Source organism: Paenibacillus sp. T2-29 (genome assembly GCF_052921365.1).
Window position 1 is genome coordinate 131206 of sequence record NZ_JBREVE010000011.1, and the last position, 26025, is coordinate 157230.

At 45.8% G+C, this 26025-nt stretch carries 21 protein-coding genes; 5 read left to right on the plus strand and 16 right to left on the minus strand.

The genetic code is table 11. The features are described 5' to 3' along the window. Positions 1 to 8 precede the first annotated feature (8 nt). Complete coding sequence (locus tag ACU1JV_RS23690; RefSeq protein ID WP_013372593.1) at positions 9 to 815, minus strand: alpha/beta fold hydrolase; 807 nt, start codon at positions 813 to 815, stop codon at positions 9 to 11. Positions 816 to 1129: 314 nt separating this feature from the next. Here ACU1JV_RS23690 and ACU1JV_RS23695 point away from each other — a divergent pair, with 314 nt between their 5' ends. The 3 genes from ACU1JV_RS23695 (at position 1130) to ilvD (ending at position 4617) form a co-directional block, all read left to right on the plus strand. Further along, a complete protein-coding gene (locus tag ACU1JV_RS23695) occupies positions 1130 to 2164 on the plus strand; it encodes an acyltransferase family protein (RefSeq protein ID WP_413986851.1) in 1035 nt (344 codons plus the stop codon). 174 nt (positions 2165 to 2338) lie between these two features. Beyond that, positions 2339 to 2587 carry a KGG domain-containing protein gene (locus ACU1JV_RS23700; protein ID WP_413986852.1) on the plus strand — a complete coding sequence of 83 codons (249 nt, stop codon included), beginning with the start codon at positions 2339 to 2341 and terminating at the stop codon, positions 2585 to 2587. 341 nt (positions 2588 to 2928) lie between these two features. After that, on the plus strand, positions 2929 to 4617 hold the full coding sequence (gene ilvD / locus ACU1JV_RS23705; protein WP_016324645.1) for a dihydroxy-acid dehydratase: 1689 nt from the start codon (positions 2929 to 2931) through the stop codon (positions 4615 to 4617). Between the two features lie 84 nt (positions 4618 to 4701). On the opposite strand, the gene ACU1JV_RS23710 is transcribed toward ilvD, so the two are convergent. Then, positions 4702 to 6150 carry a polysaccharide deacetylase family protein gene (locus ACU1JV_RS23710; protein WP_413986853.1) on the minus strand — a complete coding sequence of 483 codons (1449 nt, stop codon included), beginning with the start codon at positions 6148 to 6150 and terminating at the stop codon, positions 4702 to 4704. Between the two features lie 178 nt (positions 6151 to 6328). On the opposite strand from ACU1JV_RS23710, the gene ACU1JV_RS23715 reads away from it, so the two are divergent. After that, entirely contained in the window at positions 6329 to 7483 is a 1155-nt protein-coding gene (locus ACU1JV_RS23715; protein ID WP_013372599.1) for an AI-2E family transporter, read from the plus strand. Here the strand turns inward: ACU1JV_RS23715 and ACU1JV_RS23720 are convergent. The 11 genes from ACU1JV_RS23720 to ACU1JV_RS23770 form a co-directional block, all read right to left on the minus strand. Beyond that, entirely contained in the window at positions 7471 to 9246 is a 1776-nt protein-coding gene (locus ACU1JV_RS23720) for a peptidoglycan D,D-transpeptidase FtsI family protein (RefSeq protein WP_253806521.1), read from the minus strand. The two genes, ACU1JV_RS23715 and ACU1JV_RS23720, sit on opposite strands and share 13 nt — an antisense overlap. 240 nt (positions 9247 to 9486) lie before the next feature. Next, the gene (locus ACU1JV_RS23725) at positions 9487 to 11736 is read right to left on the minus strand and encodes a methyl-accepting chemotaxis protein (RefSeq protein WP_413986854.1); all 2250 of its coding nucleotides are present in this window, start codon (positions 11734 to 11736) and stop codon (positions 9487 to 9489) included. Between the two features lie 224 nt (positions 11737 to 11960). Continuing rightward, positions 11961 to 13292: a peptidase U32 family protein gene (locus tag ACU1JV_RS23730; RefSeq protein WP_013372602.1), complete on the minus strand. Its 1332-nt coding sequence runs from the start codon at positions 13290 to 13292 to the stop codon at positions 11961 to 11963. A 32-nt stretch (positions 13293 to 13324) separates the two neighbouring features. Further along, positions 13325 to 14254 (minus strand): peptidase U32 family protein, encoded by a 930-nt coding sequence (locus ACU1JV_RS23735; protein ID WP_058830112.1) that lies wholly within the window; start codon positions 14252 to 14254, stop codon positions 13325 to 13327. 11 nt (positions 14255 to 14265) lie between these two features. Further along, the gene (gene mltG / locus ACU1JV_RS23740; RefSeq protein WP_013372604.1) at positions 14266 to 15294 is read right to left on the minus strand and encodes an endolytic transglycosylase MltG; all 1029 of its coding nucleotides are present in this window, start codon (positions 15292 to 15294) and stop codon (positions 14266 to 14268) included. Positions 15295 to 15388: 94 nt separating this feature from the next. Beyond that, positions 15389 to 15694 (minus strand): DUF1292 domain-containing protein, encoded by a 306-nt coding sequence (locus ACU1JV_RS23745; protein ID WP_013372605.1) that lies wholly within the window; start codon positions 15692 to 15694, stop codon positions 15389 to 15391. Beyond that, positions 15691 to 15993, minus strand: a complete 303-nt coding sequence (locus ACU1JV_RS23750; RefSeq protein WP_013372606.1) for a DUF1292 domain-containing protein — start codon at positions 15991 to 15993, stop codon at positions 15691 to 15693. Before ACU1JV_RS23750 ends, ACU1JV_RS23745 begins: the two co-directional genes overlap by 4 nt. A 13-nt stretch (positions 15994 to 16006) precedes the next feature. Continuing rightward, complete coding sequence (gene ruvX, locus ACU1JV_RS23755) at positions 16007 to 16423, minus strand: Holliday junction resolvase RuvX (protein ID WP_016819084.1); 417 nt, start codon at positions 16421 to 16423, stop codon at positions 16007 to 16009. A gap of 9 nt (positions 16424 to 16432) precedes the next feature. Continuing rightward, on the minus strand, positions 16433 to 16693 hold the full coding sequence (locus ACU1JV_RS23760) for an IreB family regulatory phosphoprotein (protein WP_007431624.1): 261 nt from the start codon (positions 16691 to 16693) through the stop codon (positions 16433 to 16435). A gap of 136 nt (positions 16694 to 16829) precedes the next feature. Beyond that, positions 16830 to 19463, minus strand: a complete 2634-nt coding sequence (gene alaS, locus ACU1JV_RS23765) for an alanine--tRNA ligase (RefSeq protein WP_058830113.1) — start codon at positions 19461 to 19463, stop codon at positions 16830 to 16832. A gap of 350 nt (positions 19464 to 19813) precedes the next feature. Then, the gene (locus ACU1JV_RS23770) at positions 19814 to 20881 is read right to left on the minus strand and encodes an AI-2E family transporter (protein WP_013372609.1); all 1068 of its coding nucleotides are present in this window, start codon (positions 20879 to 20881) and stop codon (positions 19814 to 19816) included. A gap of 211 nt (positions 20882 to 21092) precedes the next feature. On the opposite strand from ACU1JV_RS23770, the gene ACU1JV_RS23775 reads away from it, so the two are divergent. After that, positions 21093 to 23066, plus strand: a complete 1974-nt coding sequence (locus ACU1JV_RS23775) for a methyl-accepting chemotaxis protein (protein WP_058830114.1) — start codon at positions 21093 to 21095, stop codon at positions 23064 to 23066. 178 nt (positions 23067 to 23244) lie between these two features. On the opposite strand, the gene ACU1JV_RS23780 is transcribed toward ACU1JV_RS23775, so the two are convergent. The 3 genes from ACU1JV_RS23780 to ACU1JV_RS23790 all read right to left on the minus strand — a co-directional run bounded on the left by ACU1JV_RS23780 (position 23245) and on the right by ACU1JV_RS23790 (position 25277). Further along, the gene (locus ACU1JV_RS23780) at positions 23245 to 23457 is read right to left on the minus strand and encodes a hypothetical protein (protein WP_013311529.1); all 213 of its coding nucleotides are present in this window, start codon (positions 23455 to 23457) and stop codon (positions 23245 to 23247) included. A 10-nt stretch (positions 23458 to 23467) separates the two neighbouring features. Next, positions 23468 to 23989, minus strand: a complete 522-nt coding sequence (locus ACU1JV_RS23785) for a PRC-barrel domain-containing protein (protein WP_013372611.1) — start codon at positions 23987 to 23989, stop codon at positions 23468 to 23470. Positions 23990 to 24125: 136 nt separating this feature from the next. Further along, positions 24126 to 25277 carry a cysteine desulfurase family protein gene (locus tag ACU1JV_RS23790; protein WP_058830115.1) on the minus strand — a complete coding sequence of 384 codons (1152 nt, stop codon included), beginning with the start codon at positions 25275 to 25277 and terminating at the stop codon, positions 24126 to 24128. Between the last annotated feature and the right edge of the window lie 748 nt (positions 25278 to 26025).

Sequence of the window (26025 nt, forward strand, 5' to 3'; positions counted from 1 at the left end):
CACCTCCTTTACGGGTTCTTAGAAGCTGAATCCACACTCTCTTTCATCCAATCCTGTAAAGCCGTTACCGTCTGGTTCCATTGCTCAACGGCGCTAATTTTCGCAGGATTATCCCCTTTCTGGGCACCGTAACTGCCAAATTGGGCATGGTTCCCCCCTTCGACTGTAAAATACAGCGTGTTGGCAGGTAAATAAGTTCTCCCACTTTGGACATTTTTCATCTGGATGACACCATCATCACTTCCTAACAGAGAAATAACTGGCAGATTTTTATCCTTTAAATTACCCTTGTTATCCGGGTAGGAAGCAAGGAAAAATACACCTTTGATCTGATCAGAATGTGCAGCTGCATATCGGGCCGCCATCACACCACCTAACGAATGACCGCCAATAACAAAGGCTTCCTCCGGATACGCCTTCAGCACTTCATTCGCCAAATCCGGTGAGATCAATGCAAGGTTCAGTGGCATTTTTCCAATAATCACATGATGTCCCTTTTCTGCCAAACGGCGTGCCAAGGGCGCATAACTTTCGGGTTTAACCAACGCCCCTGGGTACAAAATGACTCCTGATCCACTTCTTTTGGCAGGCTCAAAACTTAACCAATGCTCTTGCTCATTTACTTTCACAGTATCCGCTATTTCGGCTAATGCAGCAGCAGCCGTCTCGTCAGGCTGATAAGGCGTAAATACCTTCCATGCTCCCCAACCCGCGATTAGCACGATGACAATTAGGATGCCTAAAAGAATTTTCCATATTTTCCGAGAACCGCGTGTCCCATAAGAATTGTATGATCTTCTTGTTCTTCTTCTCATTATAAAAGTTCCTTTCGTCTTTCGTACCTCGTAATTCTTAGCTTGAATATAAAAGGTTTCGCTGTATTCGATAGCATAGCTATAACCCTGTTAGGGTAACATCGTTGCACATACAGGGTCAAATGAGCACACGTTTCCAGACATGAGCCCATCTTTATTCCGTGTTCAAGCTTTCGCCACATAAAAAGGACATGATAGCGCTTACTGTTGTGAATAAAATCACAATGTTGAGGTCCAGAGTATCGTACCTTGTTCCTTGTAAAGAATTATTTTTTAAATAGTTTAATCGGCAGAAGCCGTTCGGAGGGAAACACATGACGACAAGCCATGATGTACAAGGGGAAAGCTTCTTTCTCAATTTGCGATTTCTGTTGATTATATGCGTATTTGCAGGAAACGCCCTGGAGCCATTAGTCGGTTCACTTCATCTTGCCCAACAATGGTTCAGCTGGATATTCATGTTTCATATGCCGTTGTTTGTACTCGTTACAGGCTACTTTGCCAAAACCACTTTGACAGGTCTCGCAGGACAAAAAGTTCTGCTTCAGATCGGTATGCAATATCTGATTTTCCAATCCCTTTATTCAGTCTTGGATGTCGTAATCTTTCACGTTCCCCATATCCATCATTCTTTTTTTGCTCCTTATCTGCTGCTTTGGTTCCTTGCCAGCCACATCTGCTGGAGACTGTTAATGCTGTCTTTTCAGAAAATACCACCAGTCTTCCAACTGGGTATATCCGTGCTACTGGGTATTCTTGTCGGATATCTCCCCGTAGACGGTATATGGCTAAGCGTATGCAGAACCTTTGTTTATTTGCCTTACTTTGTAGCAGGTTATCATTTGCATTATGCGGACGTTCGACGCTTCTTCACAACACCTGTCCGTATCATCGCCGGTATTGTATCTCTTTTACTTATGGTACTGGCGGGAACGTCGTATTTTGGCATCCCGGCAGGCTGGCTATATGGCAACATGACTTATGGTGAACTGGGCCATACCGAATGGTACGCAGGGATTTACCGTATCGGCATTTATGGAGTTCAATGGATAGCATCTATGGCGTTTCTAAGCTTTGTTCCAGCCGTCATAGGGCGTATAACCGAGATGGGACGGCGTACATTATATGTCTTTTTGCTCCATGGCTTAATCGTCCGTTCCGTTGTTGCAAAAGGAGTCTACGAGTATATAGATACTCCTGTGGAAGTCATGTTGATTCTAGTGTCCGCCACAGGTCTGTGCTGTCTGTTGACCATGCCTTGGGTTCGAACTGCAACACGACCTCTGATTGAGCCACAAGTAGAGTGGATGTTGAAGCCAGCTCCTTATCTTTTTAGACGGTCTGCGTAATTTTTTATCCATTTATATTTCACAATCAGCACGCGACAACCCGCTTACAGACGAAAATGGAAGTGGGTCTCCCCCTCTTTACTTCACGCATAGTACCTGTTTCATACAGGCAAGATGTGGTAAGTAAAAGATACGCGCAACAAAAAACAACTTTTTCATAAGGAGTGATTTGTCATGGCACGTAATCAAAATCAGGGTAAAATGAGTCGCGAAGAAGCAGGCCGTATGGGTGGAGAAGCTACTTCCAAGAAGCACAACAAGGAATTTTATCAGGAGATTGGAAAAAAAGGCGGAAAAGCAACCGCAAACTCACATGATAAGGAATTTTATCAGGAAATCGGCAAAAAGGGCGGCGATGCTACAGCTGAGTCGCATGACAAAAATTTCTACAGAGACATCGGTCGTAAAGGTGGCAGAAATTAAAATATAGTTTCATATACCCCCTCCTTTAACATAAAAACAAGCCTGAGGCCCATCCGCTTTATTGCGGCATGGGCTTTTCCTATTTATCCGATAAGCTAACATATCAGAATATCAGAGTTTCGAAGCATCCAATTCAAATCCTCGGAGATGCAATATATAGATAAATAAAACTGTTCATATCTATATATTGTTGCTTACAGAACACTTCTATACTTTTTCAAAATCCTCATATATGTAGAAAAATGCGCACAACTATGATAGACTCTTTAGAAAACATCTGCGCTATTACGGCGTTCATTGAACGCCATACCATTTTTATACTTTGGGGGGAAACCAGCATCATGACAGCTAAGACGAAAATGCGTTCCGATATGATTAAAAAAGGCTTTGACCGCGCTCCTCACCGCAGCTTGCTGCGCGCAGCGGGTGTCAAGGAAGAAGATTTCGATAAACCGTTTATTGCGGTATGCAACTCGTATATTGACATCGTACCGGGCCACGTCCATTTGCAGGAATTTGGCAAAATTGTCAAGCAGGCCATTCGTGAAGCAGGCGGTGTACCTTTCGAATTTAACACTATTGGTGTAGATGATGGCATTGCCATGGGACACATCGGTATGCGTTATTCTCTGCCAAGCCGCGAAATTATCGCAGATTCTCTGGAAACTGTCGTTTCCGCTCACTGGTTTGATGGCATGGTATGTATTCCTAACTGCGATAAAATTACCCCTGGTATGATGATGGGGGCATTGCGTGTTAACATTCCGACTATTTTCGTCAGCGGCGGTCCTATGAAAGCTGGTAAAGACAAAAACGGACGCTCTATTTCCCTGACTTCCGTCTTTGAAGGCGTAGGTGCATTCCAAGCGGGCAAAATCGATGATCAAAGCTTGCTTGAGCTAGAACAATACGGCTGTCCAACATGCGGCTCCTGTTCAGGAATGTTCACAGCGAATTCCATGAACTGTCTCGCAGAAGCGATGGGACTGGCTATGCCAGGTAACGGCACCATCCTCGCCGTAGCAGAAGAGCGCAAAGAATTCGTTAAACAATCTGCACGCCAATTGATGGAATTGATTAAGCTCGATCTGAAACCACGTGATATCGTGACTAAAGAAGCGATTGATAATGCATTTGCACTGGATATGGCAATGGGCGGTTCTACGAATACAGTATTGCATACATTGGCACTTGCCCATGAAGCTGAAGTTGACTACCCTATTGAACGCATCAATGAAGTCGCAAACCGTGTACCTCATTTGTCCAAATTGGCACCTGCCTCCGACTATCACATTGAGGATGTTCATAATGCAGGCGGCGTAAGCGCAGTGCTGAATGAACTATTGAAGAAACCGGGCGCACTGCATGGTGACTGCATTACTGTAACCGGAAAAACCATTCGTGAAAATGTAGAGGGTCAGGAAATTCTGGACACTAACGTCATCCACAAATTGGACAACCCTTATTCCGAGCGCGGTGGTCTAGCTGTATTATTCGGCAATTTGGCACCACAAGGTTCCATTATTAAAGTCGGTGCGGTCGATCCTTCTGTTGGCGGTTATCACAAAGGTCCTGCCATCTGCTTTGATTCACAAGAAGATGCGCTGGCTGGCATTGCTAACGGTAAAATCGCCGAAGGACATGTTGTTGTTATTCGTTATGAAGGTCCTAAGGGCGGACCTGGTATGCCTGAAATGCTCGCTCCAACTTCACAAATCGTGGGCATGGGGCTTGGTGCCAAGGTTGGTCTGATTACAGACGGACGATTCTCAGGTGCTTCCCGTGGTATCTCCATCGGTCATATTTCCCCTGAAGCAGCAGAAGGCGGACCTATCGCTTTTGTTGAGGACGGCGATATCATTGAGCTGGACCTGAACAATCGTAAGATTGAGCTTCACATTACGGACGAAGAATTCGACCGTCGTCGTGCCAACTGGAAAGGCTTCGAGCCGAAAGTGAAGACAGGCTACCTGGCGCGTTATTCCAAGCTGGTGACGAACGCAAGTAACGGCGGAATTATGAAAATCTAAGTGCTTTGCCAAGATAGATTATTGTATGAACCACTAAAAAGCCTCTCGACTCCTACAAAGGATCGAGAAGCTTTTTTTATTAGGTCAACTGCTTGATCCTGTATCCGCTGTTTGAGAAGCCCTGATCGAAGTATGCATAGGCTCCCCTTCTTCGGTCATTTCACTGTTAAATGTATGAACCACATCCCTTTGATCAGTTGGTTCAAAAGCCTGGTCTGCCCGGTGCGAATCTCCCGGTTGAAAACGTTCAAACAAGGTATCAATGGGCATCACGATTAGTTTCGGTACCATGACCTCTTTTTTTTCACTCAATTGTTCTGAACCCGAAGGATGGATGACACGAAATAACAGCTTTAAATATACAGTAGCCACATACTTAAACAGTCCTTGGGGAAGCTCCTGAATTTGAAAGCCTAATTTTTCAGGCCCTCGATGAATCATACTTACTGCATAGATCGCCTTTACACCCTTCATACCAGAATCATGTACAACCCGTTGGGTAAGATCAGGCAGTTGTCTTTTCACAACCCGAATCAATTGAATCGCTAGATGTACCAAGGACTTTGCCGTCGCTCCCAATTGAAACAACATTTTATTGTCAAAATGAAGCTCAATTATGGGGTCCCCTTTTTCCAGCCACCTACCGTTCTCCATGTTTATATCTGGTCCATGATAGATACGGCGACGATAATAAAAGATCGTATTATCCTTGCTGACAGGACGAAGACGGAACAAGGCATGAAAAAGTCGCTCGTATTGTAGCCATCCGAATACCATCGTTCTTTTAATCCAATCTGTACTGGACAAGCTAGAGACAGTGGATTGATTGCCAGACTGACGGCAAAACAATGTGTCCACGCGGACGCTGCGTAATTGCTGTTCCTGGGCGACCCTCAATAGCTTCTCTAGTGCAATGAGCATATTTTGTGGCGCTTCTGCGTCAGCTCCCAATGTCGTACCACAGTCATGGAGCAGCATCACCTCGCCACCCCTCAGCTTTTTGAGCATTCTTTCCGCTAGTTGTTTCGCTCCAATGCTGGCCTTCCAGTCACCAAACATGGAGGACCATAATACGATTCGACGACCATTGTTTTTGGAAATATCAAAAAAGTTCACAATCCCCCAAGGTGGACGATAAAAGGTCGTTCCTTCGCCAGTTACTCGACGAATGACTGACTCTGTCTGGGTAATTTGTCGTCTAACCGTAACAGGCCGCATGAGCCAATTCGATTTGTGCACATAATTGTGGATGCCAATCAGATGACCTTCATCATGCATGCGCTTCAGAAGCTCAGGGTGTTTTTCGGCATTCATACCTACAACAAAAAAAGTAGCCTTGGCATCAAAACGCTTGAGTAAATCGAGCAACTGTGGTGTATAGACTGGATCAGGACCATCATCAAAGGTTAGCGCATATTCTTGGTCACTTTTGCCGCGTCGGAACACCCGGAAACCAAATATACGACTAACCAGCGCCGGAATAAAAGCATAAAAAGTTGAAATGTAAAACATCCATAACAGCAAAGTCTGCACGTTTTATCCCCACTTTTCTATTCTGAACTTCCAAGCAGGCCTCCTGAGTAAAACTCACTTACTTATATGTTATCACAATGACGTAAGCATGCCGAGATTTCGCCCTTGCTTATGGTCAGCATTGAGATTCAATTTAGTGTACAATAAATAAAAATCTTAAAGGAGTCGTTGTATACATATGCTTCCATTGTACAAAAAATATTGGCGTACTGTTTTTGATATCGGTCTGATCGTATTAACCGTGTATTTAATTATGTTCGTATCCAGCAAGCTGTATCAGCTAGCAGCACCTGTGTTCCTTTCATTCGTTGTGTTTTGGTGCATTGAACCTGCTGCCCGTTATTTTCATCGCAAAGGCATGAAAAAACCCTTTGCCTCCGCACTCTCCGTATTGCTGTTTATCATCTTATTACTGGCTATTTTTTTCGGATTGGGCCTGATCCTGGTTACTCAATTTACAAAAGTCGCGCAAAACCTCCCACATTATACCCAGATTATCCAAACGGAATTCACGCGGATTCTTCATCTATCTCAAGATAAAATTGCTGCCTTGCCTCCGGGTGTTACCGAACGTGTAAATGATTATTTTGCGACTGCTACCACCATTGCTACGAAATGGGCACAGCTGGGATTATCCTTTTTCATTCAATTTCTCAGCTCTTTTACCGTTTTTATGGGCAACTTTGCGGTTGCCATCATTTTAGCGTTCTTTTTGAGTATGGAAATTAATCTCTGGAAAGGAATTGCCCGCAGTAAAACACCGAAGACACTAAAAACAGCATATCTTTTTCTAAAAAATCATGTACTTAAAGCCATTTCTGCCTTTCTCAAGGCCCAAGCCCTACTGGTAGGAATTACCTTTGTGCTCGTATTTATAGGTTTACTCATTTTGCAAGTGGATAATGCCCTATCGTTGGCGCTCGTAGCAGCTTTGTTTGATATTCTGCCATTGTTGGGTGTGCCTGTTATCTTTATTCCATGGGCAGTGTATTTGTTCATCACGGGCAATACCGGCTTGGCTGTAGGCTTGCTTATTGTCATGGCTGTCACCGTGATTGTGCGCCAGTTGGCAGAGCCCAAAATTACTGGTAATTCTATCGGCGTTTCATCTGCCTATCTAATGCTTTCCTTTGCCATTATATCGTTATCCATCTTCGGATTGGCTGGATTAATCCTATCCCCCATTCTGATCATTTTGCTCAAGGAATTGTGGCAGCAAGGTTATTTGCAGCAATGGATTCGGTTTCCGACTGAGGAATTTGACGAGCCTCCGTTTATCGTCAAAATTCAGGAGGAAGAGCGTGAAGCTACTCGCGGAACTCAGGAGGATTGAGCTAGCAGATCCATGACTTGACCGAACAGTACTGTGGCCTGATTTGCAGCATGCGCTGAAGCATTTTGCACTAGGACGGCAACCGCATAACGTGGCCGCTCTATCGGACCGTAACCAATAAACCACTGGTGATTTATTGGGTGACCGTTTTTTAAAGCTTGGGCCGTACCCGATTTACCGGCCAGCTTCCAGGCTTTATTGCGCAAGGAGGCACCTGTACCGTGTGCCACAACCTGTTCCATTGCTTCACGCAGCGTATGAGCCGTGGATGTGCGAATCGAGCGGCTGCCTTGGGGTAAAGGAGCAGCGTGAGCAGGTAGCTCCAGCAAGGTACTTCCGTCTGCGTAGCTGATGCGTTTTACGATACGCGGTGCATGTACTTGACCATCGTGCAGCAAGGTGACGATGAGGTTGGCTGCTTGGAGAGGCGTCACCAGCACATCACGCTGGCCGATAGCTGTCTGCACACGTACGCCTGGATCAGATGCATTCGTATGGGAGCCGAATACGGCTCCCTTTTCTTCGTGATCCAGCGGTCTGAATTGAGGTAGCCCTGCAAGATTCCGTTCCTGCCAGCCCACGGTTCGACTCAATCCCAGTGCAGAGGCTGCGGCCTGAATTTGCTCAGCGTTAAGCCGTTCGCCGAGATGAGCGAACACACTATTACAGGATACGGCAAGCCCTTCCTCCAGGTTCAGGGTTCCGTGTCCTTTTTCTTTCCAGCAAGACAATCCGTACTTGCCATAGGCTCCATGACAATGAAATTGCTCCTGCGGTTGAACCACACCTGATTCAAGTGCAGCCGCAGCCGTAACCAACTTAAAAATAGAACCAGGCGTTACCGCTTTGAGGGCACGATTAGACCAGTCTGTTTTTTGCTGCGGATCAATATGAATGGGATTATAAAAAGGCCGAGACACCATCGCCATAACATCCGCGTTGCCTGCGTCAAGCACAACCACTGCACCTTCTGCCAAATGATTAGATTCTGTCAGCTTCTCAATCTGTTCCTGCAACGGGAGATCAATTGTAGTCTGCACCTGTAATGGATAGTGACTATTGGATGGAGCACTGACACGAAGCGGGACATGAGTCAATGGACGACGTTGCGCATCTACAGACCGAGAGACGAACGTCTCACCAACGCCGCTTAGCAGTGGCTCGAGCGTTCTTTCCAGGCCAGCTGCCCCCATCGGCAGTTCACTTGCTCGTTCACCACGTTCATACAGAAAACCAAGCCATTGTCTGCCATTGGGCATATCCCTATAACGCTGCGCATACGGTACAAGCTCTATGAGCGAAGGGGCTAACTTCAACAGTCTGCCCGCTTCATTCGGATGGATTTGTACAGGCTCTCCGCGTCCATCCCGCCATATGAGTGGAGATTGCAGTTCCCTCCATCGCGTCAACAGTTGCCCTTTACTCGTATGCAGTAGCTTGGCCAGTTCTTGTCCATGCAAAGCAGCTTGGCCATCTACATCGGGAAAAAGCACTGGCGTCCATACGACTCCTCCAGTCAAGGGCTGCCCGTGTCGGTCTGTAAACTGTCCCCGCCCAGTATCAATAGCGATTCCTTCCTGTCGCTGACGTACTGACATTTCTTTAAGCGAATGCCCCCCATAAAGTGACAAATGAATACCCGCTGTCCCCTGAATCCAAGCCAGTCGGAAACATAAAATCAGTAGTAATACCATGATCCCCAGGGCTATATATGCAATTCGACGTTGACGATTGAAACTGTTATGACGCCTAGACACATTCATCCTCCTTTCATCATTTTTCCAATAGTATGTCCGGTGATGGAAAAAGAAAACCCACTCAACATGGATGTCGAATGGGTTACCGAATTTATGGGATATCTAGTGAGGAATATGGGCTCCAACCTAAAATTTCATCTAACGAATAATAGACCGTTATAAAAATAGTAATGGCTAGAACCGCCCAAGCCAACTTTGTGTTTGTATTCATAATTTGCGCTCCTGATACCCCTGATTTCAGAACACCTACACTGTAAACCTCGAAAGCTGTTCTTTCAAATTCACCGATACTCCTTCCAGCTTATCAGACAAGCCTACCAGCTGATTACCGATATTGGCCTGCTCATTACTGAGAGAAGCGACTTCCTGCGAAGTAGCCGAGGATTGCTCGGCTACCGCACTTACATTGGTCATTGCCTCGGACAAAGTAGTCTGCGATTCACTCAGATGATGAATGGATGCGGTGACTGTTCCCAACCGAAGCGTGAACTCTCCCATTTGCTGCTGCACCGATTGGAAAATGTCCGTCGTTTCTTGTACAGCTCCCATCTGCTCCCGGAACAGCGGGTACACTTCAGATAACGCCTGTACCGTTTCATTCATCTCATTGACGATATTATTTGTAATACCTGTAGCCGTACGAATGGCTTGACGTGATTGCTCTGCCAACTGACGAACCTCATTGGCTACCACCATAAAACCACGCCCGGCTGTCCCAGCTCGTGCCGCTTCAATCGTCGCATTCAGTGATAGAATGTTCGTTTGTTTAGCAATATCCTGTAATACGTCCAGCACTTTAAAGACATCGGAAGTTGTCTGCTTCAGTTCATCTACTTTGCCTACCAAAGCATGCGTAGTTTCTTCCGTAACCTTAGTTTTGCTTAATAAATTTTTCAGCTGAACTGTCCCTTTTTCACTGGACTGTTCAACTTCTTGTGCGACCAGACTCATTTCATGATTAGAAGTCATAACCGTATCCATTTGCTGGGATATATTCCCGGTTAACCCGCTGCCACGTTCCGCCTCTGTTGCCAAACTAGTGGCACCATGAGCAATCTCTTCCGTTGCGGCTGCAATTTCTTTGGCTGAAACGGCTGTCTTCTTCGAGGCATCACTCAGTTCCGTCGCTGTATTCAGTACCTCCTGTGCTGATGCATTCGTCTGTTCTACCAGCAGTGTAATTTGTTCCATCATCGTATCAAAACTTTCAGACAACTGTCCAATCTCATCCTGTGCCTTATACTTCGTTCGGATTTGCAAGTTGCCTTTGGCGCCTTCAATCATTAAATCCTTCAGGTGTGTCAATGGACGAGCCACAAGACGTACCATCCACAAACCAATGAACAATGCAATGAGTGCCGCTACCGCAGCAAATACCCAGGTTGTGGTAAGTATTCCCCTGGCGTCTCTCACCAGTTCAGATACAGGCACTACACCCACGAGAATCCATTTGGAAGTTCCCAGTGTATTATGAACCGCAAGCACACTTTGCTCTTTTCCGTCTGCTACCTGCTCCATAATTTGATTCCCTTCGATCCCTTCAAGCTTGGAAACGTAATCCAGCTTTGTCTTTCCTCCTGCCAAACTCTCATTGTTAGAGCCTACAAACTCACCCTTATCTGTCACAAGGCTAATCATACTGCCTGAGCCCAAATTAACACCTTTCAACTCGTCCTCCACCGCACTGGCCTTTAAATCCATAACCAGAACATAAGTCCCTCCCAACCCGGACATGCTGTTCATGGAGCGTGCCAGACGAAAGGTCTTGCTGCCATTGTCATTCACCTGCGTAGGTAGCCAAACCATTCCCTTGTTTTTCAAAATATCCTTGAACCATGCTTCCTGCCGTACATCCTTTTGTGTTCCGGTACCCATTGCAGCTAAACTGGTTTCTTCCGGGTACAGGTACAATGAATCAATCGCTTTATTTGTAAAAGCAATATTCGTTAATTTCTTGTTTACTTCGCCCATAGCAACAAAAGATGCAAAGGGATTTTTATCTTGCTTTACAGCCTTTTGCAACTGATCACTTAATTCAGTATCGAAAAATACCTGTGTCGACGTGTCTTGAAAGCGCTCTAAAATAATATCAAGCTTTTCCGAAGTTTGCTGAACTGTTTGCTGATACGCTGTAGCTGCATTTTGTTCAATCGTACTTTTAGCTTTGTAGTACGAGAGCATCCCCAGGCTGACCACGAATAACATAATGGCTGCAAAAAAGATCAGAAACAACTTCATTCCAACCGAACGGATCGGATTATAGTTTTTGACCAAATGCATAAAATCCTTACTGTATCTTTCAGGCTTAAGTAAACGCTTTAAATTGTATATGCATTTACGTAAGGCCTTAGCTACCCAGGGAGTATCTTTCGAAAACATCACAACCGTCTCCTCCCCTTTATCCGTTGTTACTTTACTTCCTTTCAAGCCTTTCATTGGATCCGTTTTCTTAGGTTGCCTTTTTGCTACATTTCTCTCTTTTTTCCGAAAACCCATTCCTCTCACCTACCACTATATAATTAGTTTCTTGTTCCACGTCATCCTTTATGTATCTATTATCTATATAATCTCTATCGGAACTATTCGACAAGGAATGTAGCTTTCCTTTGAGTACCAACTAAATTTTGTGAAACTTTTTTCCTAGAAAACTATTCAAAAAAAAGCCTCTCCAACCGATAGGAGAGGCTTTTGAATCTTTTCACCTGTGACTTAAGGCTTATTTACTTCTTTTTACGCATCATATCAAAATACGATACAGGCTGATCTACCTTCATTTTGATTCGTTGAAGCGGATGACGTGCAGCATCTAATTCGTTGCCTTCCTCATCCCAGATCGTTCCGACCGTTTGTTTGAAAAACGTTCCGTTCGGCCCGAAAAATTCAATTTCATGCCCTGGTTTAAAATGGTTACGTTGTTGAATCGTTGCGATGCCACTTGCGGCATCGTAATCCATGACCAGTCCGGCAAAATCATAAGGGACTGCTTTTTCTTCCGGCTCATAAATATGATCCTCATGATCCGGTGTATCATAGAAGAATCCTGTATTTAACGGACGATTGGCTGCCTTGTTAATTTCTTCAATCCATTCTGGTTTGAGTACATAATTTTCCGGATCAGCCATATAGGAATCAATCGCTTGACGGTAGACATTCACGACCGTAGCCACATAGTGGATGGACTTCATACGTCCCTCCACTTTAAAGCTGTCTACACCCACATCAATCAGATCAGGAATATTTTCAATCATACACAGATCCTTGGAACCCATAGAAAAAGCATTATCGCTCTCTTCAAACAATGGAAGCTGGTTAACGCCAAGCTGGAACTGTTTTAGTACATTGTTGTCCTGTGCCTCTTCCTCAGATATCCAAACCTCACCTGGACGGGCATCCTCAAACAAATCATATTTCCAGCGGCAAGACTGACAACATCCTCCACGATTAGAATCGCGGTCTGTAAAGTGATTAGATAACACGCAGCGCCCGGAAAATGAAGAGCACATCGCACCATGGACAAAAGCTTCGATTTCGATATCCACATGCTTTTTAATTTCTTCGATTTCCTCCAAGCTGGTTTCACGTCCAAGTACCACGCGCGGCAGCCCCTCGTCTTTCCAGAACTTTACCGCTTGCCAATTCAGCGTGGACTGCTGTGTGCTCAAATGCACTTCCAATCCAGGAACTGCTCGCAATGCCACGGATACAATGGCCGGATCAGCGACGATAACGGCATGAATTCCTACTTCATACAGATTGCGCAAGTATTCCTCAATTCCAGCAATATCTTCATTGTGAGCATAGATATTAGTCGCTACAAGCACCTTAGCACCGTACTTGTTGGCGAATTCTACACCTTCACGCATTTCTTCAAAACTGAAATTATCGGCGTTAGAACGCAGACCGTATTTTTGTCCACCAATATATACAGCATCTGCACCATAGTGAACGGCAAACTTCAGCTTTTCTAGATTTCCGGCAGGAGCCAACAGCTCTGGCTTATCCAGACGATTCCGTTTACCTGTATATTTTCTCGTTTTGGTGATCGTTCCCATGACGTTCCCCCCTCTGTAAATTCATTTTGTAATTAATAAACCTGCTCTTTGTAGAAAAATCCGAAGGAGAGTTCCCGTTCAGGGTCTTGAAGACGGCGAACCTCATCCAGCCAGCTTTCATCATAAACATAAGCATCCGGGTCGGCTGTATAACTATCTATTGCTTTGCGATAAGCACGGACAACTGCCTCATTGTAAGCGGTGGGTTTCAACAAGCCCTCGATCTTAAAGCTGTGCACACCCGCCTCCATCAGAATATGCAGGTCCTCTATGATACAAAAATCATCCGAACTCATAATATGTGTCCCGTTGATATCTTCGTAAATGGGGAACTTCTCTTCCTTCCGCTCTGATTCAATCAGAAACAAGCCACGCCCTCTGCCGAGATCGCCTTCTACCGTGCGACCTTGGTGCAGCATATAGCTTTGAACAAGCTTACGCTTGGAGTGATAAATATTGGTCATTCCATGTACCTGAGCCTGTGCTTCTATATTCAACTTTGGAATCATTTCCGTAATTTCATCCATACTGAGCTCACGAGCCAAGATGACACGTGACGCCCCTTTTTCCCCCCAGTAGTTGGCGGTTGCGAAGTTGGTAGAAATCATCTCTCCGTTCCAGAAGAGTTTCAGATGAGGTGCATACTCCTTCACAGCCATAAGCACTGCTGGATCATTAAACTCAATGGCGTCTACGCCGCATCCAGCTAGTGTCTGCACATATTCGGGAAGAAGTGGCAATAGCTCATTCGTCATCAAATTCGTCATAGATATATATACCTGCGCCGCATGCTTCCGTGCCTCTTCCACAACCTCACGGATTTGGTCCGGTGTAAAATGTCCTGGCAGTCGCATGCCAAAGCGGTCATCTCCAATGAGCAATGCAGTAGCTCCAGCCTCCAGCATATGACGGGCATCCTCCGGAGAGCTGGCAGTTGCCAGCAGTTCGGGTTTGTAAGCCATAGGCTCACCTCCTAATTTGTCTTACGGTTACTTACCTGAATGTTATGCAAATGATCTTTATACGTTTTGGCAAACAAATGTTTATGTGTTCCATCTTTTTTGGTCACATAAAATAAATAATCTGTAGATTTCGGCTGTAGAGCCGCCACTACTGATTTCAGACTGGGACTTGCAATCGGTCCTGGTGGAAGTCCTTGGTGTATATACGTATTATAAGGACTTTCTACAGCCAAATCCTTGTAATACAGTCGTTCCTTTTGCTTGTCCAGCATATATTGAACTGTAGCATCAATTTCCAGCTTTTTATCCTGTTGAAGACGGTTATAAATAACGCCAGCTACGATAGGCCGCTCATCGTCTACAACCACCTCACGCTCTACCAGAGAGGCAACTGTCAGCAGCTGATGCAGTGTTTCACTGCGTTGCTGCAGCCCGGCATCCAGGTCAGAAATGGTATCCAGACGTTTTTGCGTCTGCTCCAGCATCGTCTGAATGATATCCTTGGTTGTGCTTCCCTTTTTCAGTTCATAAGTTTCCGGGAAAAGATAGCCTTCCAGCGCATAGCGAAGCCCCGCCTGCTTTGGTATGTCCCGTACCAGCGGGACGTCAAAAGCGGACGGATCGTTGGCTAGCTGCAAAAATTGCTGCCGGTCTGCCAGTCCTTCCTTTTGCAGCTTCTCAGCCATCTGTCTAATCGTAAAACCCTCCGGGATTGTAAAACGGATCATTTCCTCTTTGACTACGTCCCCAGCCGATAGCTTGGCAATCAGCTGATCAAAGGTTGCGCCAGGCTGCGCTTCATATTTTCCAGCCTGAAATGCGTTTCCTTGCTGTTTGAATTTTACATAAGCCTTAAACACGAGCGCATTACGTATAAGTCCCTTTTGCTCCAGCGTATCTGCAATAGCCGATGTTCCCGTACCCCTTACCACCGTAAAAGCAACGGGTTGTGTTTTCGGCTGAACAGGCTGCATGGCATTCCATATATAGAGGATTGCACCTCCTGCTATACAAACAAGCACGAGAAGCAACGTAAGCATCCTTGTCCTTCGCTTCACATCCACCCAACTCCTTCACAGCCAAAAAGGGCGGACTGGTCCGCCCTTTCAGGTTTGATCTGCTCGTTATCCAGACTTACAGCTCTTCCGGCAACGTACATTCGTCGTACAGCTCAGAAATATCTTCCCACTCATCATCATCTTCAATGGTGGTGATGGAGATTTCGCCGTCTGTGGATGAGCTTACATGATATAATTCATGTTCGCCAGCAGCAGCACCAGGTCTACGCAATACGGCGTACCGTTGCTCGCCTACCTTGAACTCTGCTTCCAACTCCATGCGTATTGCATGACCCTGTTCATCCTGCAACTCTACATCGCCGTCAAATGCTTCCTTCAAATCAGAGGTCCAGCTCAGGTCTTCACGTGAATAGCTCGTCATTTCCCGTCTTCCTCTTCTTCTTCCTCTACAAATGTATTAAAGGTCTCTTCGACGATTTCCCATTCGGCATCGTCTTGGATCACAAACAATTTAATATCATCGCCTTCTTCTTCGTAGCGGAAGGCGTACACATCGGACTCATCAGCTTCAGGGTCCACTGGCGCAACCATCATGTACTTTGCTTCGGAACCATCTACCTCAAACTTCATAATGACCTCGAACTCTTCCTCGTTGCCCTCGTCATCGGCAATATAAATAATTTCCGGCTCTTCTTCCATACCCAATTGATTTTCAGCCATTACGAAATCCCCCTCACCTTGTACTGTGTGCGTCCAAATAATTTTGCAAGATCAGGCTTGCGGCTAGTTTATCTACCACCTGCTTGCGTTTTTTGCGGCTGACGTCGGCCTCCAGAAGCGCACGCTCTGCCGAACGCGTCGTCAGCCGTTCATCCCAAAGGTGAACGGGTAAACCCAGTAACTCCTTGAGCCGGTTCGCAAACTCAATGCAAATCTCACCGCGTGGACCCACGGTTCCGTTCATATTTTTCGGCAAGCCTACAACAACCTCACCAATTTCATGTTCACGAACCAAATTTGCAATTTTACCGAACTCGCTGTCGTCACCGCGTCGTTCTATGACTTCCAATCCTTGGGCGGTCCAGCCGAAGGCATCACTTACGGCGACCCCAATTCGGCGATCCCCGTAATCCAATCCCATTACTTTCATGCCTGTCTCCTAACGATGCTTAGCGAGATAGAAACGAACCAGCTCTTCAATCAATTCATCGCGTTCTTTTTTACGCACCAGGCTTCTAGCATTATTATGCCGCGGCACATAAGCCGGATCACCGGATAGCAAATACCCGACGATTTGATTGATCGGATTGTATTCTTTTTCTACCAACGCATCATATACGGTCAACAAAATCTCCTGAGCAGAAGCTTCCTTCTCATCCGCCTTGACATTAAATTTGACCGTTTTGTCCATGGAATCCATTGTTGACACCTCGCTTCCACAAAACATGTGTACATGTTTATGCCAGCTTATTCTTTTATATCATACCATAAGCAAAGCCCTTCAAGGAAATGTCTAAGTCCGTTTTTTTCCAAAAATCCGCAAAAATTATCGAACTTTATCCTTGTGAGGCTGCTGACACCAATTCATGCGCACGTTGAAGTGCTTCGTCCAGCTTGCTGGCATCCTTACCCCCGGCTTGCGCCATGTCAGGCCGTCCGCCGCCACCGCCGCCGCATACGGCCGCTATTTCTTTCACGAGCTTACCTGCATGAAGTCCTGTCTTGGTATGCTCAGCTGGGACAACAACGACAAAATTAACTTTGTCGTCCATTGCAGCGCCTAGCGCCAGCACAGCTGCAGGGAGCTTACTTTTCAGCTCATCAGCAATCGCACGCAGCGCATCCATGCTGGAGGCCTGCACGCGTGCAGCCAACAACTGCACTCCGCCAGCTTGCACGACTTGATCAGTCAGCTGACCCGCCTCAATAGCGCTCAGCTTGCTTTGCAGTGATTCATTTTCACGACTGAGGTCTTTAATTTGTTGCTGCAAAGATTCGATGCGTTTTGGCACCTCGGACAGCTTGGATTTAACAAGCCCAGCCGACACCTTCAACAGCTCTAATTGACCTTCCATATACTCAAAACCAAAACGTCCGGTCACTGCTTCAATACGACGTACACCTGACCCGATGCCGCTCTCGCTGACAAGCTTGAACAAACCAATTTGCGAAGTATTGCTGACATGACATCCTCCGCACAGTTCGATGCTGTAATCGCCAACCTTAACGACCCGTACGATATCACCATATTTCTCACCAAACAGTGCCATCGCTCCAAGAGCTTTGGCTTCGTCAATCGGTTTCAGTTCAATCGTCACATTCAGTTGGCTCCAGATGGCACGGTTAACCCGCAGTTCAATATCCGCCAGCTCTTCTGGGGTAATGCTACCAAAATGGGAGAAGTCAAAACGCAGACGCCCAGGTTCTACCAAGGAACCCGCCTGATTGACATGGTCACCCAGCACTTCTTTAAGCGCCTTGTGAAGCAAATGCGTAGCTGTATGGTTTTTCTCAATTTCTCCACGTGAAGCTTGATCTACTTCAGCTTTTACCGTATCGCCTACGTTCAGCTCACCAGCCTCTACAACGACTTGATGCACATGCTGACCTTGCGGCGCCTTGAACAGCCCTTCAACCTTTGCGGTTACCGTTCCGCCACGCAGTAAACCATGGTCACTCACTTGCCCGCCGCTTTCGGCATAGAAAGGAGTCACATCCAGCACGACCTGACAGGACTGTCCTTCACTAACACTCTCCACCAGCATATCATCATATACAATTGCCACAATTTTGGACTCAGTTACGAGGTCATTATATCCAACAAAATCACTTTTAACCGCCAGATCAGACAAAGCTCCGCCCTGAATCTTCATGCTGGCATTATCTTGATGAGCATCGCGCGCACGTTGACGCTGTTCCTGCATCGCTTCATCAAAGCCTTCACGGTCTACTTTCAAGCCCTGCTCGTCCGCATAATCCTCTGTGAGGTCGAATGGGAACCCGTACGTATCATACAGCTTGAAAGCATCTGCTCCGCTAATGACGTTGCGGCCTTCGGCCTTTGCCTGAGCACTGATATCAGCCAAAATAGCTAATCCGTCAGTCAATGTTTCATGGAAACGCTCTTCTTCTGTTTTAATCACCTTGATGATGAAATCACGCTTGTCTACGACCTCAGGGTAGTATACGCCCATGATATCCCCAACGGTTTCCACCAGTTCAAACATAAATGGACGGTTCATGCCCAGCATTTTTCCATAACGAACAGCCCGGCGCAGCAAACGGCGAATGACGTAACCCCGTCCTTCATTGGAAGGAAGTACACCGTCACCAATCGCGAAAGCAACAGTACGAACATGGTCAGCAATGACCTTGAGAGCCACATCACTGTCCACATTCTCGTTATATTTAACGCCTGCCATCGCAGCCGTTTTCTGGATTAGTGGCTGGAAAATATCCGTATCAAAGTTGGAATCCACATTTTGTAAAATGGATGCAAAACGTTCCAAGCCAGCCCCTGTATCAATATTTTTATTAGGAAGCGGCGTGTAGCTACCATCTTTGTTATGGTTGAATTGCGAGAATACCAGGTTCCACACTTCCAGATAACGCTCATTTTCTCCGCCCGGATACATTTCAGGGTCCGTCATGTCGCTGCCGTAGGCTTCGCCACGATCATAAAAAATTTCCGTACAAGGTCCGCAAGGTCCTTCACCGATATCCCAGAAGTTATCTTCCAGTTTGATGATACGTTCAGCCGGAAGTCCAACTTTTTCGTTCCACAGCTTGTACGCTTCCTCATCCTCAGGATATACCGTTACAGCCAGACGCTCTGGATCAAAGCCGATCCATTTCGGGTCTGTCAGAAACTCCCATGCCCATGTGATGACTTCTTCCTTAAAATAGTCGCCAATGGAAAAGTTGCCGAGCATTTCGAAAAACGTGTGATGACGGCGGGTTTTACCGACATTTTCAATATCGTTCGTCCGAATACATTTTTGCGAATTAGCGATACGTGGATTTTCTGGTTTTACACGTCCGTCAAAATAAGGCTTAAGCGGCGCCATACCCGCATTAATCCACAGCAGGGAAGGATCTTTATGCGGAACAAGCGGTGCGCTTGGTTCAATCACATGTCCTTTGCTTTCAAAAAACTCCAGCCATTTGGAGCGGATTTCACTAGCTTTCATATAAGTAGCCTCCTAATTATGGTGTCACTGGTTTCTGGCACAGGCCATAAAAAATAGAAAAACGCCCCTGAACGGATCAGGGACGATTGTATCGCGGTACCACCCTGGTTATCGCCGTCCCTTCTGTACGAAATGCTACATGTGCAAGCGCACACCAACATCTGCTTAACGGACGATCGATCGCCTTGTTTTCACTGGTAACGGGAGCATCCCGGCGGGTTCAGCCCGCACTCCGAAATGAGCTTTCCCTACTGGATAAACACATTTAAACATACTCAATTCAGTATATCCGTGTCATTTAGCCGTGTCAACGCGATTTCAGACAGCATGCATCCGGGATATAGACGAAATCAGATCGTTTTTCGCTTCACGTAATATGCAAAAAAATGCTGAAGCCCTACCTTCAAAACCGCCATCACAGGAACTGCCAAGATCAAGCCAGCAATTCCCGCAATTTCCCCACCAACTAGCAAAGCGAAAATAATGGCTAGCGGATGCAGATGCAGCGTTCGTCCCACCACCTGAGGAGAGATTACATTACTTTCCAACACTTGAATACAGGCATTAACGACTACGACTAAAAGTACCATTTTTAAGGAAACCGTAGAAGCCATAATTACCGCCGGTGCAGCGCCCAAAAAGGGGCCCAAATATGGAACAATATTAAAAAGAGCCACTACTCCGGCCAGCAACAGCGCATAAGGCATGCCAATCAGCATATATCCAATATACGCCATCACGCCAATAATGACGCACACCAACAATTGGCCCCTGACATAGTTGCCAAGCGCCTGATCAATTTCCTTAAGTACTGATACAATCGCCTTACGACGAGAACGCGGGAGATAAGATACAATCGTCCGTTCAAACACGTCAAAATCCTTTAAAATATAAAAAATAAGAAAAGGGACAATAAACACATTGAACAGCATGTTGATCATCCCACCAATGTTGTCCATAAAGGTAGAAATCCCAGTAGCCATCCGATTCTCCAGCTGGAAAAACCATTGATTCATCCCCGTTCGCACCCCTTGGGGTAAAATACCGCTGTCCATATTCGTCATTAGTCCCTGTGCATGCATGGTCAGCTCAGGCAGATGCTCATTCAGCTCATCCAGTTGTTCAATGAACATTGGAATCAGATTCATCAGGATCACAATAAGACTGGCCAAAAACACAGCATAAATGAGCAGTACAGCTACACTACGAGGCACCTTTCGACCGCCCAGCATACTGACTACAGGATTAAGTACATAGGAGATGATCATCGCTACCGCAAACGGAGCAATGATTGTTTTCAGAAATTCATACAAATGCAAAAACAAAGGTCTCAGCAGCCAGATAAAATATAGAATGACAAGTCCCAGCAGCGTCCATATGCCGTACCGGAACAGTCTACTTTTCGTTAATTGGTCCATTTTGTGCCCCCTTACCGGACTAGCCTCCTTTAAGTATATGCCTGTACCTCTAGTTTAATCCTTCCCGCCAGTCTAAGGTGTTCCATAAATAACCATTGTGAAAAATTGATGAAAATGGATGAAAACAATAAACAAAGTCATTCGATCTGACGATATAAGTACAAAGCACTATCCTAAGCTTTCACATTTCTGAAACATCGGGGGTCGTTACATGAACTTAAAAATGAAGCTTATTCTTCTTTTCACTTGCATTGTAATCGTTGCAGCCGGGCCTTTATCCGTCATTAGCATGACAAGCGTTAAAAATCAGGCCAATCATGATATCCAAGAGCTTATGAACAGCAAAGCTTCCGAAACCGTAAATCAGCTCGACGGATGGACAGGCGGCAAAGCTGAAATTATCGAAACATTAGCTGCGAGTCTGGAATCCAGTGATATTTCATCAGATGCCAAAATAGCATCTCTGAAAGCAGCTTTCCAAAACTATAAAGATCAAAATATTTCGAACATTTATGCAGGCTATGAAGATGGTTCTTACTGGGATGGATCTGGCTGGTTTGAAGCAAATTATGATCCTCGCGCTCGCCCGTGGTACAAGGATGCCAAAACCAAGGGAGAAATGTATTATTCATCACCTTACACTGACGCAGGCAGTAATGACTTCACCATTTCCATCGCTAAACCGCTCAAGGATGCCAACGGCTCTATCACCGGGGTAGTCAGCGAAGATATTATGCTCAACGATATGACAAAAATGATTCAAAGCATAAACCTGAACGGATTGGGCTACGCATTTCTGATTGACCAAAAGGGAGTCGTAATCGCGCATCCAGATAACAAGCTGGCTGGCAAAAACCTCAAGGAAACCCCCGAGTTAGGATCATCGACCGCGACCCTGCTCAGCGCAGCTTCGGGAAAAACAGACTATAGCTACAATGGCAGTGACCGTCAGCTTTATTTTAAAAAAATGCCTAGCACAGGCTGGATTGTAGGCCTATCTATTTCCAAAGATATAGCTTTTCAGGAGTATTACTCCACTCGTAATCAGTTGATTATTACTGTTGCTATCATTTTAGTCGTTGCTATGCTGCTGGCGACCTGGGCGGCTAACAACTTTATCAAACCGATTCGCAGACTCCAAGCAAATGTCAAACGGATAGCTGAAGGCGATATGACCGCCCGTGTGGATATTAAGGGTAAAGATGAAATTGCCAGCCTGGGGACAGATTTTAACCTCATGTCAGACAATCTCACTCACCTGTTGCGTAAGGTATCAGATACAGCTAGCGATGTCAGTTCCGCTTCCCATGATATGCATCAACACGCCAAAGATACGGGAACTATTGCCTCACAAATTTCCAGTGCAGTTCAGGAGCTGGCTCAAGGAGCAAGCGACCAAGCTGAGGCCGTATATTCCGGTTCTGAGAAGCTGACACACATGACAGGCTCCATCAACCAGATTGGCGAAAGTGTCAAACGGACCCAAACTGCTGTATTCGAAACAGATTCTGCCGTGCTGGCTGGGTATGAAACAGCAGAGCGTCAAGCGAAACTGGCAGCCGAGTCCAGACAAACGACCACTGCGGCAGGAGAAGCAGTAGATTCACTCACGCTGAAAACCCAGGATATTGGACGGCTGGCTGGGGCCATCCACGATATCGCCGCACAAACAAACCTACTAGCCCTCAATGCATCCATCGAAGCGGCACGGGCCGGGGAACACGGACGAGGTTTTGCCGTCGTCGCGGGAGAAGTCAGAAAGCTGGCCGAACAAGCGGGCAACTCCAGTGACAGTATCATGAGTAAGCTGGAGGAAATTAAAATTGCGGGAGTACAAAGCGCAGAGGAAATGAAGAAGGCTCTTGCTGTAACTGTAGAACAGGAGCATGCTGCCATTGCAACGAGACAGGCGTTTGAATCCATACGTGGCGCTTCTCAGCACATGCTTGCCCAAATTGAGGACGTTTCTGCTGCAGCAGATCATCTCCGTGTGAATGCCGGACATATTTCAGATGTCATCTCTAGCGTTGTTGCTGTCTCTGAGCAAAGTGCAGCATCTACCGAGGAAGTAGCTTCCTCAGTACAAGAACAAGGTCATGCTATGAACAATATTGCCGACCTTTCTGCCAAACTTGATTCTCATGCAGATCTTCTATTGGAAGAGGTCAAACGCTTTAAATTGTAGAACTAGCCATCTTCGCAAAATAGGATATACAAAAGAGGGTGCCCCCAGGCCAAAAGGCCTTTCGGGACACCCTCTCCATTTTTTATTAAGCATGATCCAACCCACTAAGCTGTATTTTAAGCAATAGGTGGGAGATCACACCTCTTCGTAAACAGCCTGTCCACTTTCCGAATCAAGCTTAGGAAGAAGCGTGAATTTGCGGCAAGTCCTGTTGTGCCATCTCATCTCCAAAGAATAAGTCGTCCAGCGAACTGAGCGTTCCATCCTCTTCCACTTGGTAGACAGACATTTTTTCACCATTCACTTGAAGTTCGATAAAGCATCCCCAGCAATAAAATTGATGGGAGCCAATTTTTCCGATATCTTTGGAATTACAATTCGGACATCTCAATAAACTCACCCTATCCATTAACAGAATATATGGCTTTTTCCAGACGCTGCTCGCTTAACGGGGGAACCATAACAGCATTTTCCCCGATGGACATATCTTCGGTGCAGGGCAGCCATTTCCGCCCTTCTATAATATCCGATACAAAACCATCGCTGATTTCCAAGCCTATTATGTTATTGCCCATTTCCTGGTCAAAATAAACATCCGAGATGTGCCCGAGCATAAGCCCTTCCTCTGTTAGCACGGATAAATCCTTCAGTTTACCAGGTCCAAGCAAGTACGTATGTTGTATATCATGGGCCTCTGTTTTACGGACGGCCTGCTGATTGCGAATCATGATCGCATCCTCACCATAGGCAACGATGTCATCCCAAGCCACCATTTTGACATGAGATGAAAAAAGACCTTTACCTTCTAGCTCAATCCCTGTAATTCGCCAATCAGCTGTCAACATAAAGTCATGTATTTTACCAATCTGCTTCCCGTCCTCGACATCGAAAACAGCAAGTCCGATCATGTCTTGAAGCTTCATATATCGGGTCCCTCCTCATTCTGCAATCCGAACGAAGGTGCGGTCCTTTTCCTACATGCCTGTCAGACCTTGCTTTTCGTTCATGCAATGAAATGGAAAACCGCCCCTCCCTTCTTACTAAAATGCGGAGAAATCCCTAGTTCCTAGTACGCAGCCGCTTCCATATGGTTTCAATTTTCTTGGCCGTGTATTCCATTTCTTCCGTAGTATTACCCAAACCGAAGCTAAACCGAATCGCTGAATTCAAAACATCTTCAGGAAGATCCATCGCCTGCAACACATGCGATAGCTCTAGAGACCCCGAAGTGCAGGCTGATCCGCTGGCAGCTGCGATTCCTTCCATATCGAGATTCATCAGCATGGTCTCTGTACCAATGGCCGGAAAGCTAATATTTAGCACATTAGGAACAAAATACTCAGGATCACCATTAATTACAAACTCATGGCTACCTAGAGAACCTTCCAACGCTTTCAGCAGTGTCTGGCGAAGAGCCATATCGTGTGCTCCTCGCTCCTCAATAGAAGCATTGGCAAGAGTTGCGGCTTTAGCCAGCCCAGCAATGCCGGCGATATTTTCTGTTCCGGCACGACGCTTCTTCTCCTGAAGTCCCCCATGCATTAGCGGCTGAATGCGTGTACCCTGACGGATATACAATGCACCCACCCCTTGCGGACCGTTAATCTTATGGCCAGACACACTAAGTAAGTCAATCGGGAGATTCCCGCAGTCGATGGATATATGCCCGAAGGCTTGAACTGCGTCTACATGAAATATAATTCCATGCTCTCTCGCAATCTGTCCTACTTCTTGAACCGGCTGAATGACGCCCACCTCATTGTTGGCATACATCATGCTGATCAAAAAAGTATCCGGGCGAATAGCTGCCTCAATATCCGCAGGATTCACACGCCCAAAACCATTGACCGGGATATAGGTTACCTGGTATCCCGCTTTTTCCAGCTCATCGCAAGCATGAAGCACGGCGTGATGTTCAATCGCGGTTGTAATAATATGGCCGGAAGTACGACCATCTGCCGTAGCCGTCCCAAACAGGGCCAGATTATCACTCTCTGTCCCTCCGCTCGTAAATATAATTTCTTCAGGCTTGCAGCCCAAAGAGGCCGCAACGGCATCCCGCGCTGCGCTGACGGTGCGCTTGGCATCACGGCCAAAGGCATGAACGCTCGAAGCGTTGCCGAATTGACCGGTCATGATGTCCATCATAGTCTGCGCAACCTCAGGATGCATAGGAGTCGATGCGGCATGATCCAGATAAATTCTGTTCATGTTATCCACCTCAAATATAAAACATCTTGTTTTTAGTATTTGCCGAAGTTCCATTATATACTTCTTTCTTAACATAATGCACTGTAAAAGTTTTTGTAAGAGCATTTCAATCGCAGAAGTTTGTGAGTATTCGCCAAAATTGTAATTTTTTGTGATTCAAATGCCTTGTCCCACATACAAATCGGTCCCATCAAACAATTTCCTTACAATTGTATACCAAGGTGTACTGAGTAGCAACGATGCCCTCATTAGCTTCTAATATTCCCTATCGTTCTCCATCAACCAACTGTTTCGATGTATTTACCTAACTTAGCATATGTATCTGATATCAGCACCTGTGCCACCTTCTGCACACTTTGCCATAGGCCACTATCGGCTTACACCACGTGTTGGACCATCTTTAAGAGAGAGCTCACAGTTCATAATAATGTTCATACTGCCGATTTTCCGACTGCTGCAGGGTGTCACATGCTAATAAAGTTTCCTGTTGAATTCACATAACAATATAATAACTAGGTATTTTTCCCTATATAAATTTTACATTTTATTCTTCATAATTACAAATGTAGTTATAATAAATCAGAAGGTGGGATTTCTAATGAGGAATTAATGAGTTAGTGTTTAATAGCTGTTTAATAGCATAATTAGTAACCGTCGAGACACTGATTTGCCGTTTAAGACAGTGAAGTCTACTTATTTGTTCAGTTACGACGATTTAACCCGGTTGATAAACAGACACTTTTTTTTA